Genomic DNA, 14880 nt, shown 5'->3' with positions numbered 1-14880 from the left:
GGGGGATCGAGCCGCCCCCCGGCGTGCCGACAGGAGGTCGGCCATGAAGGTCACCGGGGTATTGCCACTCTTCCTCCCGGTCTGCCGCCGCCTGTGGCCCGGCAGACTGACCGGACTGTCCATGGCGCTGCTCAAGGCGACCGCCCTCGAGGCGGCGATCCTCGCCGGGCATCTCCTGCTGTATCCGACGGGCCTCGCCCAGGAGCGCCGCTCGGCGGCCCTGGCCGCGGCGGAGGGCGCCACCCGGCTGCCGGCCCACCCCGGCACCCCGGTCGTGCTGCTGCACGGCTTCATCGACAACCGCTCGGTGTTCGTCCTGCTGCGCCGCACCCTGGCCCAGCACGGCAGACAGCGGGTCGAGTCGCTGAACTACTCCCCGCTGACCTGTGACATACGGGCCGCGGCCGACCTGCTCGGCCGGCACATCGAGGAGATCTGCGAGCGCACCGGCAGCGCCCGGGTCGACATCGTGGGACACAGCCTCGGCGGTCTGATCGCCCGCTACTACGTCCAGTGCCTGGGTGGTGACCTGCGGGTACGGACCCTGGTCACGCTCGGTACACCGCACTCCGGGACCAGGGTGGCGCCGCTGGCCGACGCCCATCCGATCGTGCGGCAGATGCGGCCCGGATCCCCGGTCATCAAGGACCTGGCCCGGCCCGCGCCCGGCTGCCGTACGCGCTTCGTGAGCTTCTGGAGCGACCTCGACTCCATGATGGACCCGCTGGAGACGGCCTGTCTGGAGCATGCCGATCTCGACGCGCGCAACGTCCGGGTGACCGGCATCGGTCATCTCGCCCTGCCCGTGCACCCCGCCGTGGCCGCCGGCATACGTGAGGTCCTCGACGCTCCGCAGCCCGGGGAACGGGTCGGCGAGGGCCTGACGGTGGCCTGAGACCGGCCTCGGCCCGGGAGCGTGGAGGCCGCGCACAGCTGACTCAGAGTCACTCCACATCGAACAGACTTCGAACGAAACGCCAAGGTCCCGTTCCGCCTCCCCCGAAACACGTCCGAATGCCCGTTTCCGGCCTACGGGAAACAAGCCGAAGATTGTCGTGCCCGCATACCGCCGGGTACAGTCGCCGCACTGCTCTGGCAGCCCCTGTTGTCGAGGCGAAAGAGAAGTTGGTGAACGATCGTCACCCGTCGGGGACCATGACCACCCCGGCCCCGGCTTCCGACGCCTCCCCCGCGCACTGCGCGCCGTACGGGGCACAGGAAGTCCCCTACGACGACCTCACCACCTACGGTGGCTATGACGCCACCGGTTTCACGAGTGGTTCGGCGGGCACCACGGCCTTCGACACCGACCCGCTCTTCGGCAGTTTCCCTGGCGGCGAGCAGAGCACCGGCGCGTACGACACGGCCCAGTGGCAGCCGGGCAGCGACCGGTCCTCCGACTACGACCCGTACGCGGCCCAGCAGCATGCCGGTTACGACTCCGGCTGCTACGACAGCACCGCCTGGACGATCCCCGCGCAGGCCACCGGCAACGACGTCAGCGGCCAGTGGGCCACGGGTGCCTGGCTCCCGTCCGACCGGCCCGGCGGCGCCGACCCCACCCAGCAGTGGGAGTGGGGCACCCAGACCTTCGACACGGGCGCGTACGACGCCACGCAGTGGAACTCCGCGGGGCAGCAGGCCGGGACGGCGGAACCCGAGCAGGGTGGCGAGCCGTTCGACCAGCAGGCCACCGCCACGTTCGAGGCGGTCGGCGACGCGCGGGCCGCGGCCTTCGAGCAGGCGCCGTACGAGGACACCGCGTACGAGGACACCGCCTACGACGAACAGCCTCCCGGCGAGGGCGAGCCGGACTCCACCGGTGAACTGCCCGCCGTGACCGGCCTGCTGGACGACCAGGAGGAGACCGGCCCGGCGCCGGAGACCCGCGCGGGCTCACGCGGCGCGGCGCGCTCCCGGCGCCGTACGCCCGCCAAGCGCTCGGCGCTGCTGACCGTCGCCGTGCCCTCGGCCTGCGTGATGGGGGTCGCCGGGATCGCCGCGGCCTCGGTCGGCGCGCTCGGCGACAGCTCCGAGGACACCACCGCCTCCGCCCCGGATGTACAGGTGGTCAAGCCGTCCATCGCCAACAGCAAGCTGGACACCCAGCTCAGGACGCTCTCCGACGGCGCCCACGACTTCGCCGACCGGGCGAGCCGCACCCAGGAGCGGATCGACCTCGTGGCGCAGCAGGCGCTGGAGAAGAAGAAGGCCGCCGCGGAGGCCGCGCTCAAGGAGCGGCTGCGGCCCAAGTTCGTGCTGCCGGTCACCCAGCGGGGCCTCAGCGCCTACTTCGGCCAGGCGGGCGTCAACTGGATGTCGGTGCACACCGGCATCGACTTCCCCGTCTCGTACGGCACGACGGTGATGGCCGCCACCGACGGCACGGTCACCACCCAGTGGAACAGCGCCTACGGCAACATGCTGATCCTGACGTCGAAGGACGGCACGCAGACCTGGTACTGCCACCTGTCGAGCTACCGCGTCGCCTCCGGTACGACCGTCAAGGCCGGCCAGCCGATCGCCTACTCGGGCAACTCCGGCAACTCCACGGGCCCGCACCTCCACTTCGAGGTGCGTCCGGCGGGCGGGGCGGCCATAGACCCGTTGCCGTGGCTGCGCAGCCACGGACTCGATCCGACGTAGGACCGGCAGGCCCCCGCCGAGCGGCGGGGGCCCTTTCTTTGCCCTACAGCTTCTCCACCGGCGCGTACCGCAGCAGCAGCCGCTTCGGCTTGGTGTCCCCGAAGTCGACCGTGGCCTCCGCGTTCGCGCCCGTGCCCTTCACCCCGACGACCGTGCCCAGCCCGAACTGGTCGTGGGTGACCCGGTCGCCGACGGCCAGCGCGACCACCGGTTTCTCGGCCGTGCGCCGCGTGGCGAACCCGGACGCGCCCGACACCGAGGAACGCGAGCGGGACGAGGACAGCGAGGCCGCGATCCCGGACACCGGCCCGGACGACACCGGCGCCGCGGCCCCTGTCCGCTTCCACTCCAGGTGCGCGGCCGGGATCTCCTCCAGGAAGCGGGAGGGCGGGTTGTACGACGGCTGACCCCAGGCGCTGCGCAGCGCCGACCGCGTGAGGTACAGCCGCTCCCGGGCGCGGGTGATGCCGACGTAGGCCAGGCGCCGCTCCTCCTCCAGCTCCTTGGCCTCGCCGAGGGCACGCATGTGGGGGAAGACGCCGTCCTCCATGCCGGTCAGGAACACGACCGGGAACTCCAGGCCCTTGGCGGTGTGCAGCGTCATCAGCGTGATGACGCCGTCGCCGCCCTCCTCGTCGGGGATCTGGTCGGAGTCGGCGACCAGGGCGACCTGCTCCAGGAAGTCGGCGAGCGTGCCGGCCTCCCCTTCGCCGCGCTCCTGCTCGAACTCGAGTGCCACGGCGGCGAGTTCCTGGAGGTTCTCGATGCGGGTCTCGTCCTGCGGGTCGGTGGAGGCCTGCAACTCGGCCAGATAGCCGGTGCGTTCCAGCACGGCTTCGAGGACGGTCGCCGGTCCGGCGCCGGATTCGACGATCGTGCGCAGGTCCTCCATCAGCGTGTTGAACCGCTTCACGGCGTTCGTGGACCGCGCGGCCATGCCGTACGCCTCGTCGACCCGCTTCAGGGCCTGCGGGAAGCTGATCTTCTCGCGCTGGGCGAGGGCGTCGACCATGGCCTCCGCGCGGTCGCCGATGCCCCGCTTGGGCACGTTGAGGATGCGGCGCAGCGGCACCGAGTCCTCGGGGTTGGCGAGGACACGCAGGTAGGCCAGGACGTCCCGGACCTCCTTGCGCTCGTAGAAGCGGACACCGCCGACGACCTTGTACGGCAGGCCGACGCGGATGAAGACCTCTTCGAAGACACGGGACTGGGCGTTGGTGCGGTAGAAGACGGCGACGTCCCCGGCGCGCGCGTCGCCCGCGTCGGTGAGCCGGTCTATCTCGTCCGCGACGAACTGGGCCTCGTCGTGCTCGGTGTCGGCGACGTAACCGGTGATCCGGGCGCCGTGGCCGGCGTTGGTCCACAGGTTCTTCGGGCGGCGGGACTCGTTGCGCTCGATGACCGCGTTGGCGGCGGACAGGATCGTCTGCGTGGAGCGGTAGTTCTGCTCCAGCAGGATCGTCGTCGCGTTCGGGTAGTCCTCCTCGAACTGGAGGATGTTGCGGATCGTCGCGCCCCGGAAGGCGTAGATCGACTGGTCGGCGTCACCCACGACACACAGTTCGGCCGGCGGCAGGTCACCGTCACCGGGCGGTACGTCGGCGGCCTGCTCGCCCGTCCCGACCAGCTCGCGCACCAGGGCGTACTGGGCGTGGTTGGTGTCCTGGTACTCGTCGACCAGGACGTGCCGGAAGCGGCGGCGGTAGTGGTCGGCGACGTCCGGGAAGGCGCGCAGCAGGTTGACGGTCGTCATGATCAGGTCGTCGAAGTCGAGGGCGTTGGCCTCGCGCAGCCGCGACTGGTAGAGCGCGTACGCCTGGGCGAGGGTCTTCTCGAACCCGTCGGCGGCCTGGGCGGCGAAGTCCTCCTCGTCGATCAGCTCGTTCTTCAGATTGCTGATCTTGGCGCTGAAGGACTTGGGCGGGTAGCGCTTGGGGTCGAGTTCCAGATCACGGCAGACCAGGGCCATCAGACGCTTGCTGTCGGCCGCGTCGTAGATCGAGAACGACGAGGTGAAACCGAGCTTCTTCGACTCGCGGCGGAGGATGCGCACGCACGCGCTGTGGAAGGTCATCACCCACATCGCGTTGGCGCGCGGGCCGACGAGCTGCTCGACGCGCTCCTTCATCTCGCCGGCGGCCTTGTTGGTGAAGGTGATCGCGAGGATCTGCCCCGGGTGGACGCTCCGCTCGGCGAGCAGGTGGGCGATGCGGTGGGTGAGCACCCGGGTCTTGCCGGAACCGGCGCCGGCGACGATGAGCAGCGGGGAGCCGGCGTGCACGACCGCGGCGCGCTGGTTCTCGTTCAGCCCCTCCAGGAGCGCCGCCGCGTCGATCACGGGGCGCGGGGCGCCGTCGCGGTAGTGGGAGTCCCGGTCCGGCGGCACGTCGAACTTCCCGCCGAACAGATCGTCCGGAAGGGGCTCCGGAGCGTGGTCGTGCTCGGGCGGCGGCGGGAGCTCCTCGTCGTGCCCACGCGGGGGCTGGAGGTCCGCCAGGAAGCTGTCGTCAAAGAGGCTGCTCATCGCTCTCCGAGTCTAGGGCGCCCCACCGACAACCGGTCACCGTCCCGCAAGTCGATCTTCGCCACACGGGTGCCTCACGACCCCTCACGCATCGGAAGCGCCTGGTCACCTCCGCGTGAACCCGTCCCGAGGTCACGGAAATGTATCGGACATATTGCGCACCAACCTTCACAGAAGCCACACGAGTTGGCTAGGTTGCCGTCAGGCCGCACGACCCCCCTCCGGCGAACGTCGCCGGGCCGCGCGGCCTCCGCCGAGTCCGGCGTGCCCCCTGCGCGGCGCCCGGAGCCGGGGACCCACCGAATCCCGGGGTGAATCGGCCGACTCCCGCCCGGGACGACGCCGTAGGGCAACCCTTCCGTCCGCCCGAACCCGACAGCTAACCCGGTAGGCGGCAGCTAGGAAGGAGTCGCCTCCCTTGGCGTCGCACCGCAAGCCGCGCCCCGGCGGAACCCCCGGAGCGGGCGTCCGCACCCCCGCTCTCGCCACCGCCGCCCTCACCTCCCTCGCCGTGCTCTCCCAGACCGCGGAGGCCGTTCCCGAGGCCGGTCACGGCAGGCCGAGCCCGGAGGAGGTCGAGCGGAAGATCGACGACCTCTACCGCCGGGCGGACTCCGCGACCGGGACGGCCGCGGCGGCCGAGGAACCGGCCGGCGCCCCACGGCGGCAGGCCGACAGCCTCCAGCGGCTCCGTGACGAGGTCGCCCGGCGCGCGGCCCGGGCCCGTGCCGTCCCGGGCCCCCGCGGCGCCGCCCCGGCCCCGGCCCCGGCCCCGGCCATCCTGCCGCCCCCGCGGGGCGGGGACGCCGTGGTGCCCAGGGGGAGGGTGGGCGCCGCGACAACGGCAGCGGGCCGGGATGTGGTGGCACCCCGGTGGAACGGGAACGCCGTAGCACCGGCCCCCGGAGACATCACCACACTCGCACCGTCGGCACCGGCGGCACCGGCGGCCAGGGACGCGGTCGCACCGGGCCGGGGGATGGCCGTCGTACCGCCCGCGGACTCGGACGTACCGCACGGAGACAGCCGGCCGGAGGTCACCGCTCGGGACACGCGGGACCCGAAGGCGGTGAAGGCCGCCGTTCAGAGAAAGCTCGCCCACGCGCGCGTGCTGCTCGCACGGCGGACCGCCCAGGGTTCCGCGCCCTCCGGCACGGACGCGGCCAAGGCCGGGAAGGCCGTCGCCTTCGCCCGGGCCCAGCTCGGCAAGCCGTGCGTGTGGGGCGCCGCCGGTCCCGGCTCCTACGACTGCTCGGGCCTGACCCAGGCCGCCTGGAAGTCCGCCGGCGTCACCCTGCCGCGTACCGCCCGCGGCCAGGCCACCGCCGGCACCACGGTCCCGCCGGCCGACGCCCGCCCCGGCGATCTCGTCTTCTTCCACGGCGACCGCCGCCACGTCGGGCTCTGCACGGGCGACGGCATGATGATCCACGCGCCCAGACCGGGCGCGTACGTCCGTGAGGAGCCGATCTCCGCCGCCGGCGAGTCGGCCGTCCACAGCGTGGTGCGGCCGGGCTGACGCCCCGGTCCGGTCCTGGCCGGCCTACCGGGCCGGCGCGGACCGGCGGCCTACCGGGCCGGCGATCAGGTCCAGAGGACGGCGATGAAGATGTTCGCCGTGGTCAGCAGGCCGACGAGCGCGAACTGGCTCTTGTCGATACGCTCCTCGTCGCGCTTGACGTAGACCAGCCCGAGGATCACGATCAGCAGGGCCAGCTTCACGCCGATCTTCACGGTGTTGATGTGGTGGTCGTCGGCCTGGTTGAGGCCGACCAGCGCCACGCCGGTGACCAGCATGGTCAGCGCGCCGTGCAGCATTCCGGGCACGAACCGGGCCGTGCCCCGGCCCATCGCCTTCATCTGGGTGAGGAAACCGCCGAGCAGCGCGGCGATACCGACGATGTGCAGGCCGACGAAGAGATGGATGAGTACGTCCATGGGGCCGGAGCCTAACCAGGGGTGTCCCGGCCTCCCGTCACCGGCCCCACCCGAGCGCCCGGCGCGAGGGTCACGGGCACCGACGAACCTCGCATATATGCGAGCCATAGCACCCCACTCCTCCCGCCTGCCCCACTTCTCGCGCTTCGGTCATCACGCCGCGTGAAGGGAACGACTCCGGCTGGGCAGCGAGATCACATGTGGTCATATCCCGGCGCGTCGCGGACAGTTCCGCACAGTGCGTTACCAACTCGTCACCGTTCGGCCTAGCGTCCTCCCCCAGGTGACCGGCTCCCCACGCCGCCCGTTCCAGGGTGGCAGTCGGCCACCCGCGCCGAGAAGGATCCGGCGGCGGCCCGTTCCCCCTGTGCGGACCGCCGCCGGGCGCACTGACCGCTCGACATACGAGCCGTACGGAAGGACGTGACGGTCCAGTTGGCAGCGCACCGCAAGCCCCGGCAACGCTCGCTCAGTGGTACGGCCCGCACAGCCGCCACACTCGCCCTGGCGGGCGTGGCCACCGCGACGGGCTTCGACGGGACGGGCCACGCCGAGCCCCGGCTGACGCCCGGACAGGTGAAGGCCGAGGTGGACCACCTGTACCGGGAGGCCGAGACCGCCACCGAGAAGTACGACGGGGCGAAGGAGGAGGCGGAGGCGGCCCAGAAACGGATTTCCGGATTCCAGGACCAGGCCGCCCGCAGACAGCAGAGACTCAGCTCGGCCCGCGACGCACTGGGCTCGATCGCGGCGGCGCAGTACCGGGACGGCGGTGTCGACCCGGCCTGGCAGCTGGCCCTCTCCAGCGACCCCGACCGATACCTCGACGACGCCGCGTTCGCGGAACGGGCCGGTCACCGGCAGGCCGCCGCCGTGTCCCGGGTACGCGACCAACTGCGGGAGATCGAGCGGCTGCGCGGTGCCGCGCGCATCGAGCTGACGTCGCTGCGCGCACGGCAGGCGGAGCTGAACCGGCAGAAGAGGACCGTCACCGGCAAACTGGACGAGGCCCGGCGGCTGCTCGCCCGACTGACGCCCCGGCAGCGGGTCGAGGTCACCGGCGCCGCCGACGGCACGGACCGGCGCGTCTCCCGGTCGGCCGCGGGCCCGCGGGAACCGATGCGGGCCGGATCCTCACCGGCCACCACCGCACGCGCGGCGGCGGCCATCGCCTACGCGTACGGGAAGCTCGGCAGCCCCTATGTGTGGGGCGCGACCGGTCCGAACGCCTTCGACTGCTCGGGACTGGTCCAGGCCGCCTACCGCTCGGCCGGCGTCGCCCTGCCGCGCACCACCTACGCCCAGATCGACGCGGGCCGGCGGGTGTCCCGCTCCGCACTCCAGCCGGGCGACCTGGTGTTCTTCTACTCCGGGATCAGTCACGTCGGCATCTACGTGGGCGACGGGCAGATGATCCACGCCCCGAACCCGTCGGCCCCGGTCCGCCTGGCCCCGGTCGACCAGATGCCGTTCGCGGGAGCGACCCGCGTGGCGTGAGGGTCGGGACCCGGGCTCCCGTGGGGGGCGGAACGGGGCCGCGGCAGGGGCGGGTGACGGGGTGATGCGGACGGTGCCGCGGGGGGTCAGACCAGCCGGCGGGCGGTCGCCCAGCGGGTCAGCTCGTGACGGTTGGACAACTGGAGCTTGCGCAGGACCGCCGAGACATGGGACTCGACCGTCTTCACCGAGATGAACAGCTGCTTGGCGATCTCCTTGTACGCGTAGCCACGGGCGATCAGGCGCAGCACCTCGCGCTCGCGCTGGGTGAGGCGGTCGAGGTCCTCGTCCACCGGCGGGGCGTCGGTGGAGGCGAAGGCGTCCAGGACGAACCCGGCCAGCCGCGGCGAGAAGACGGCGTCGCCCTCCTGGACGCGGAAGACCGAGTCGACCAGGTCGGTGCCGGTGATCGTCTTGGTGACATAGCCGCGGGCGCCGCCGCGGATCACGCCGATCACGTCCTCCGCCGCGTCCGACACGGACAGCGCCAGGAAGCGGACGGGCCGTTCGGGGTCCGCCATCAGGGCCGCACACCGGCGCAGCACCTCGACCCCGCCGCCGCCCGGCAGGTGGACGTCGAGGAGGACCACCTCGGGCCGGGTGGCGGTGATGACCGAGACCGCCTCGTCGACGTCCGCGGCCTCGCCGACCACCTCGACCCCGGTCTCGGCGGTCCGGCCGATCTCGGCCCGCACACCGGTGCGGAACATCCGGTGGTCGTCCACGAGCACCACCCGCACCTGCCGCCCGCCCGCACCGCCGTCATCGGACCGCTCGGTCCCTGCCGCCTGTGCCGCCCCCGCCGTGCCGTTCGCCTCGGTAGCGTCGCTCATGACGTCCTCTCCGCCCTCTCCATCTCCAGCTCGACCTCGGTCCCGCCCCCCGGCACGGCCCGCAGCCGGGCCGTACCGCCGTTGCGCTCCATGCGGCCGATGATCGATTCTCTGACGCCCATGCGGTCGGCGGGTATCGAGTCCAGGTCGAAGCCGGGGCCCCGGTCGCGCACGGACACGAAGACCGCCTTTCCCTCGACTTCGGCGTACACCTGTACGGCACCGCCGTCGCCACCGTACTTGGCGGCGTTCACCATCGCCTCGCGCGCGGCCTGCATCTGCGCGCCGATCCTCTCGTCCAGCGGGCAGTCGCCGACGATGACGACCTCGATGGGCACGCCGTGCTTGTCCTCCACCTCGGCGGCGTTGCGCCGCACCGCCTCGGCGACCGTGTCCGGTTCATCCGTCTCGTCCTTGCCGGTGCCCTCCGGCTTGTACAGCCACGCGCGCAGGTCGCGTTCCTGGGCGCGAGCGAGACGGCGCACCTCGCTCGCGTTGTCGGCGTTGCGCTGGATCAGGGTGAGGGTGTGCAGCACGGAGTCGTGCACGTGGGCGGCGACCTCCGCACGCTCCTGGGCGCGGATGCGCATCAGGCGTTCCTCGGACAGGTCCTGGGTCATGCGGACCAGATACGGGCCGGCGAGCAGGGTGATGCCCACCAGCACGGCGAGCGCGGCCTGGAGGACCGCGCCGAGGTGGGCGGCCGAGCCCTGGAGGACGAAGACGGCCGAGACACCGGCCGTGACGAGCAGGACACCGCCGGCCGCGCGCAGCAGCGTCAGCGTGCGGCGCCGGCGGCCGACCTCGACCCAGCGCGCCCGGCGGGCGTTGTCGGCCTGGCGCCACACGAGGGCGACACCGGCCGCGACGAGCACGGCGGGCACCAGATACGCCTTGGCCGGGCCACCCAGGTTGACGCTGCCGACGAAGACCATGGAGACGATGACCATGAGGAGCAGTGCGGCGATCTGCCCCCGGTCCGGCTTGCGGGCCACCAGCTTGCGCCGGCCGTCCGGCGAGGTCTCCGTGCCCACCAGCGACGGCTTCTGGCCGCCGACGCCACCGACACCGCCGATGCCGAGCGGGACGAAGAACCAGAACGCCGCGTACAGCAGGGCGCCGAGTCCGTCGGCCATGAACAGGCCGACGAAGACGAGCCGCACCCAGACGACGGGCAGCCCGAGATGCCCGGCGAGGCCCCGCGCCACTCCGCCGAGCCAGCGTCCGTCGCTGCTGCGGTAGAGCTTGCGCGGTGGCCGCGGGTCGTCGAGGGGCGGGCTTGCGGCTTCCGGCATGGCATCGATGGTCACACGGCCGGTGGGGCGGGGCATCAGGGTCGGTCCCCGAGACGCCCCTGATCTTCGGCCGGAGCCGGCCGGGGTGGGCGGACCGTCCGGCGGTCGGTGCCGGTCGAACGCCTCCCCAGCCCGTCTCGGGGCCGATTTCAGGGTCGGCCCAGGGTTGTCCCGACTGCCGCCGGGGCGGACGGGCCGTCACCATGGACGCATGACGGATCACGAGCACGCCGCGACGGGTCCGGGACCCGGCTCCGGCCCGCGCCCGGCCCCGGGCACCGGGCCGACGGATGCCGCGCCCGCCGCGACGGGAAAGACAGGAGCGGCCGGCCCCGGCATGCACACGCATACCCATACCCACACCAGCGCCCCCACCGACACCGCTGACACCGCTGACACCGCTGACGGCAGCGGCAGCGGCAGCGGGAGCGGCAGCGGCAGCGGCAGCGGCAGCGGCAGCGGCAGCGGCAGCGGCAGCGCGACCGACGAGCGGGAAGAGCGGCAGGACACGCCCGCGGTCCCCGAGCGGTTCCGGCGCGACCGGGGACACAAGATGATCGCGGGCGTGTGCGCGGGGCTGGGACGGCAGACCGACATGGATCCGGTGATCTTCCGCATCACCCTGGCCGTGCTCTCCGCGACCGGCGGCCTCGGTCTCATCTTCTACGGCTTCGCCTGGCTGCTGGTGCCCTACGCGAACGAGGAGGAGAACGAACTCCGCAAGCTGTTCACGGGCCGCGTCGACGGCCAGGCGCTGGCCGCCGTGCTGTTCGCGCTGGTCGGCTGCGGGATCTTCCTGACGATGCTGAGAAACGGCGGGGTGCTGGCCTTCGCCGCGGTGCTCTCACTGCTGCTCGCCGGCGCCGGGTACTGGTCGCGGCGCCGGGACGCCCCCGACCCCGACCCGCTGGCCGCGCAGGCCGCCGCCGACGCCCCGCCGGAGGCCCAGGCGCCGCCGGTCATCACGTACCCGTCCTGGTGGCGGGACCCGATCGTCAAGGACGGCACCCATGTCGGTGGCACCGGCTATCTGTGGGGGCCCGGTGACGCCCGGGGCCGGGACCTGACCTCGGTCCTCGACATCGGCATCGCCACGCCCTGGACGCACCAGGGGACCGTACGGCCGCCCCGCACCGAGCCCCCGATACCGCCGCCCCAGCGCGGCCCCCGCTGGATCGGTGGCCGGCTGTTTCTGCTGGCCCTGCTGGCGGGTGGCCTGGGCACCGGGGTCGGCTGGGACAGCCGCCCGCTGGGCACCAGCCTCCAGACCGGCCTGGCGTGCGCGCTGGCGGTGTTCGGCCTGGGCATCGCGTTCAGCGCGTTCCTGGGCCGGACCGGGGCGGGCACGGTGTTCCTGGCGCTCGTCACGGCGGCCCTGCTCGCCGGGGCGGCGGCCCTGCCCCGGGACATCACCGGCCACTGGCGGGAGACGTCCTGGAAGCCGGCGGCCACGGCCCAGCTGCGGTCCGCGTACGACCTCGGCACCGGCCGGGGCACTCTGGATCTGACCCGGGTGCGTCCGGCCGAGGGGCAGACGGTCACGACGGACGCCCGGGTGGGCGCGGGACAGTTGAAGGTGATCGTGCCGGCGGACGCGATCGTGCGGATGAGCATCGATGTGGGGGTGGGCGACATCCGGTTGCCCGGGGACAGCGGAAAGGACGTGGACGTGAAACCCGGCAGGCACAAGGACATGACACTGGCACCGGCCGACGGTGCCGGGAAGGCGGGCACGCTGGAGCTGACGCTCGACGTCGGTGTGGGACAGGTGGAGGTCAGCCGTGCTGCGTCATGAGTTCCAGCCCGGGAAGCTGGTCGCCGGACTCTTCCTCACCGCCACCGGTGCCATGTTCGCGGGGGACGCGGGCGGTCTGTGGGACACACCGTGGTTCGCGGTCGTGCCGCTCGTGGTGGGCGGCCTCTGCCTGGCCGGCATCACGGCCGTCCTGACCCGGGGGATACGCAGACGCGGAGGTGCGGAGGGCGGCTAGCGGTAACCGCCGGCCCGCTCCCGCCGGGCCCGCCACACCGCGTCCAGGGACAGGTAGGGGGCGCCGGCGAGGACCAGGGGGAGCCAGGCCATCAGGTAGGCGAGGTCGTTGCCGTAGTAGTAGGGGGTGGTCGCCCAGCTCACCGTCAGCCAGAGGCTGAGCGAGATCAGCGCACCGCCGAGCGCGGCCAGCCGGCCGAACAGGCCCAGCAGGGTGCCGATGCCGACGGCCACCTCGCCGAGGGCGATGGCGTAGCCGAAGCCCACCGGGCTCTTCAGGGCCAGGTCGATCAGGGCCGGGAGGGCGGCGGATCCGCGGGCCCCGCTCAGGGTCTCGCCGATCGAGCCGGTGCCGCTGGAGTGGAAGAACGCGCTGTCGGTGAGCTTGTTCAGGCCGGCGTAGACGAAGGTGACCCCGAGGAAGACGCGAAGCGGCAGAAGGGCGTAGTGGGTGGCGGTGTCCCGCCAGGGGCGGGAACCGTTCAGACGGTCGGTGTACGTGTCCGTCCGCATGCCGTGAGTCATCGCTGCCAGCCGCCTCTCGCCCACCGTGCACCCCTCGTCCGACGATACGTACGGCGAGGGGAGCCCGTTCACTCCTGTCCCGGACGATTCTCCGGATTTCCGGCGTTCGTGCGGACGGCGGGGTGGGCGGGGCCGGCTCACTCCGTCACATGGACCGGGTACCGGTTGGTCGCCGTGCCGGCTGCGGTCACCACCTGGATGTCCACCGGTCCGGGCTCGACGTCGGCGGGTACGGGCACGGTCAGGGTGGTGTCCGTGGGGTTGCGGAAGCCGCCGGTGACGGGGACCAGGGGGACGTGGACGTCGACCGCGCCGATGCGGACCACCATGCGGGAGAGGTTGTCGGCGGTCTGGGCGCCGGGCGGGACGAAACCGGCGCCGCGGATCTCGATGTCGTCGCCGGTACGGACGGGTCCGTCGAGATCGCCGGGTTCGCGGGCGCGGACCACCGAGAGGATCACGGGCCGGCCGCCCTCGGCGTACTTGCCGACCAGGTAGGTCGCGGCCGAGATGAGCACGACCACGGCCAGCCCCCAGGGCAGGTCGGGCAGCCGGTCGGGGCGGCGGGCCAGCCGTACGGCGGCGAACAGCAGGGCGACGGCGCTGACGGCGACGTACTGGATGTCGGTGAAGGCGCCCCGGCCGGAGTCGTCGGTGAGCAGGTCGGCGGCGCGCGGCCGGTGGGCCGGCACCTTCTGGAGCCGCTGGGCGAGGATGCGCAGGCCCACCACCCGGCGGACCAGGACGGCGATGCCGCACACCACGGCGAGAACGGTCAGCACACCCGCGCCGCGCGCCAGGCCGAGGCCCGAGACCAGGGTGTCGCGCTCGGCCGGATCGGAGGCCGCGGCCAGGCGGGCGGCCAGCAGCAGGACGGCGTATCCGACGAACAGCACCCAGCAGACGGCCACGGTACGGGAGGTGGACATGCGGTTGTCCTCGCCGATCACCGGTGCGAGCGCCCCGCCGCGCGCCCGGTGGAAGAAGCAGGCGGCGGTCAGCGCGACGGCGACGGCGAGCGCGGCGAGCAGAGCGGCGGTGCGGGCGCCGGTCCAGCCCGCGCCGATCGCGGTGAGCGCCTCGGTGAGCAGCAGCGCGGTGAACGCGCCCCACACCGTGTACACGGTCCGCAGCCACAGCCGGGCCAGCCAGGTGGCGCCCTCGGCCCGGCCGCGTTCGGCGACGGCCTCGGCCCGCTGGGTCAGTTCCTCGGAGACCCACTGGCGGGACGCCGGGGCGGAGTGCGCGACGGCCGCCGGCAGTCCCCGGCCGGCGGCGAACTCGTCGCGCCGGCGCAGGAAAGCGGCGACGGCCCGCCGGTGTCCCTCCCCCGCGCCGTGCGGGCAGTCCCCGCAGGTGCAGCCGCTCTCGCCGCCCTCGGCACCCGTGTCGCCCCTGGCCTCCTGCACCGCCATGCCCGACGCCCGCCTTCCCCATGACCTGCCGTCGTGGCCGCCGGCCGGCGCAGTGCGCGCGACCGCCCGGCAACTGCCCAGTGTTGACAGCGAATTGTGCCCTACATCAGGGCCTTGGGGGCCACGGCTCGGAGGCGCCGCGGGTGAAGCGCGGACCGCCGTGTTGACTTGGCTGCGCACATTGCCGTACGGCCGGGATCATCCAGCGGAGGGAGTC

The 14880-nt window shown here is 73.0% G+C and carries 12 protein-coding genes and 1 riboswitch; of the genes, 6 read left to right on the top strand and 6 right to left on the bottom strand.

The window, feature by feature from the left end; genetic code table 11:
* The first annotated feature begins 43 nt into the window (after nt 1-43).
* On the top strand, nt 44-895 hold the full coding sequence (locus AB0F03_RS17450) for an alpha/beta fold hydrolase (RefSeq protein WP_361992117.1): 852 nt from the start codon (nt 44-46) through the stop codon (nt 893-895).
* 233 nt (nt 896-1128) lie between these two features.
* The gene (locus tag AB0F03_RS17445) at nt 1129-2646 is read left to right on the top strand and encodes a M23 family metallopeptidase (protein WP_361992114.1); all 1518 of its coding nucleotides are present in this window, start codon (nt 1129-1131) and stop codon (nt 2644-2646) included.
* A 43-nt stretch (nt 2647-2689) separates the two neighbouring features.
* Here AB0F03_RS17445 and pcrA read toward each other — a convergent pair whose 3' ends face one another.
* Nucleotides 2690-5170 (bottom strand): DNA helicase PcrA, encoded by a 2481-nt coding sequence (gene pcrA / locus AB0F03_RS17440; RefSeq protein ID WP_361992112.1) that lies wholly within the window; start codon nt 5168-5170, stop codon nt 2690-2692.
* 241 nt (nt 5171-5411) lie between these two features.
* A riboswitch (cyclic di-AMP (ydaO/yuaA leader) is annotated at nt 5412-5580 on the top strand.
* Between the two features lie 8 nt (nt 5581-5588).
* Between pcrA and AB0F03_RS17435 the strand changes: the two genes are divergently transcribed.
* Nucleotides 5589-6689, top strand: a complete 1101-nt coding sequence (locus tag AB0F03_RS17435; RefSeq protein WP_361992109.1) for a C40 family peptidase — start codon at nt 5589-5591, stop codon at nt 6687-6689.
* A 65-nt stretch (nt 6690-6754) separates the two neighbouring features.
* Here the strand turns inward: AB0F03_RS17435 and AB0F03_RS17430 are convergent, their stop codons facing one another.
* On the bottom strand, nt 6755-7108 hold the full coding sequence (locus AB0F03_RS17430) for a hypothetical protein (RefSeq protein ID WP_361992106.1): 354 nt from the start codon (nt 7106-7108) through the stop codon (nt 6755-6757).
* A 435-nt stretch (nt 7109-7543) separates the two neighbouring features.
* Between AB0F03_RS17430 and AB0F03_RS17425 the strand changes: the two genes are divergently transcribed.
* Nucleotides 7544-8605 (top strand): NlpC/P60 family protein, encoded by a 1062-nt coding sequence (locus AB0F03_RS17425; RefSeq protein WP_361992214.1) that lies wholly within the window; start codon nt 7544-7546, stop codon nt 8603-8605.
* 86 nt (nt 8606-8691) lie between these two features.
* Here AB0F03_RS17425 and AB0F03_RS17420 read toward each other — a convergent pair whose 3' ends face one another.
* The gene (locus AB0F03_RS17420) at nt 8692-9438 is read right to left on the bottom strand and encodes a response regulator transcription factor (protein WP_361992103.1); all 747 of its coding nucleotides are present in this window, start codon (nt 9436-9438) and stop codon (nt 8692-8694) included.
* The gene (locus AB0F03_RS17415) at nt 9435-10733 is read right to left on the bottom strand and encodes a PspC domain-containing protein (RefSeq protein WP_361992100.1); all 1299 of its coding nucleotides are present in this window, start codon (nt 10731-10733) and stop codon (nt 9435-9437) included. Before AB0F03_RS17415 ends, AB0F03_RS17420 begins: the two co-directional genes overlap by 4 nt.
* A gap of 211 nt (nt 10734-10944) precedes the next feature.
* On the opposite strand from AB0F03_RS17415, the gene AB0F03_RS17410 reads away from it, so the two are divergent.
* Nucleotides 10945-12528, top strand: a complete 1584-nt coding sequence (locus AB0F03_RS17410) for a PspC domain-containing protein (RefSeq protein ID WP_361992097.1) — start codon at nt 10945-10947, stop codon at nt 12526-12528.
* Entirely contained in the window at nt 12515-12724 is a 210-nt protein-coding gene (locus AB0F03_RS17405; RefSeq protein WP_361992093.1) for a hypothetical protein, read from the top strand. Before AB0F03_RS17410 ends, AB0F03_RS17405 begins: the two co-directional genes overlap by 14 nt.
* On the opposite strand, the gene AB0F03_RS17400 is transcribed toward AB0F03_RS17405, so the two are convergent.
* Both AB0F03_RS17400 and AB0F03_RS17395 read right to left on the bottom strand, forming a co-directional pair.
* Entirely contained in the window at nt 12721-13248 is a 528-nt protein-coding gene (locus tag AB0F03_RS17400) for a DoxX family protein (protein ID WP_361992091.1), read from the bottom strand. The two genes, AB0F03_RS17405 and AB0F03_RS17400, sit on opposite strands and share 4 nt — an antisense overlap.
* A gap of 137 nt (nt 13249-13385) precedes the next feature.
* Nucleotides 13386-14663 (bottom strand): hypothetical protein, encoded by a 1278-nt coding sequence (locus tag AB0F03_RS17395; RefSeq protein ID WP_361992088.1) that lies wholly within the window; start codon nt 14661-14663, stop codon nt 13386-13388.
* Between the last annotated feature and the right edge of the window lie 217 nt (nt 14664-14880).

The sequence above is a fragment of the Streptomyces sp. NPDC028722 genome, assembly GCF_040637655.1.
In the GTDB taxonomy this organism is placed as follows: domain Bacteria; phylum Actinomycetota; class Actinomycetes; order Streptomycetales; family Streptomycetaceae; genus Streptomyces.
Note: the sequence above shows the minus strand (reverse complement) of the source record. Positions and strands in the feature narration are given on the sequence as shown.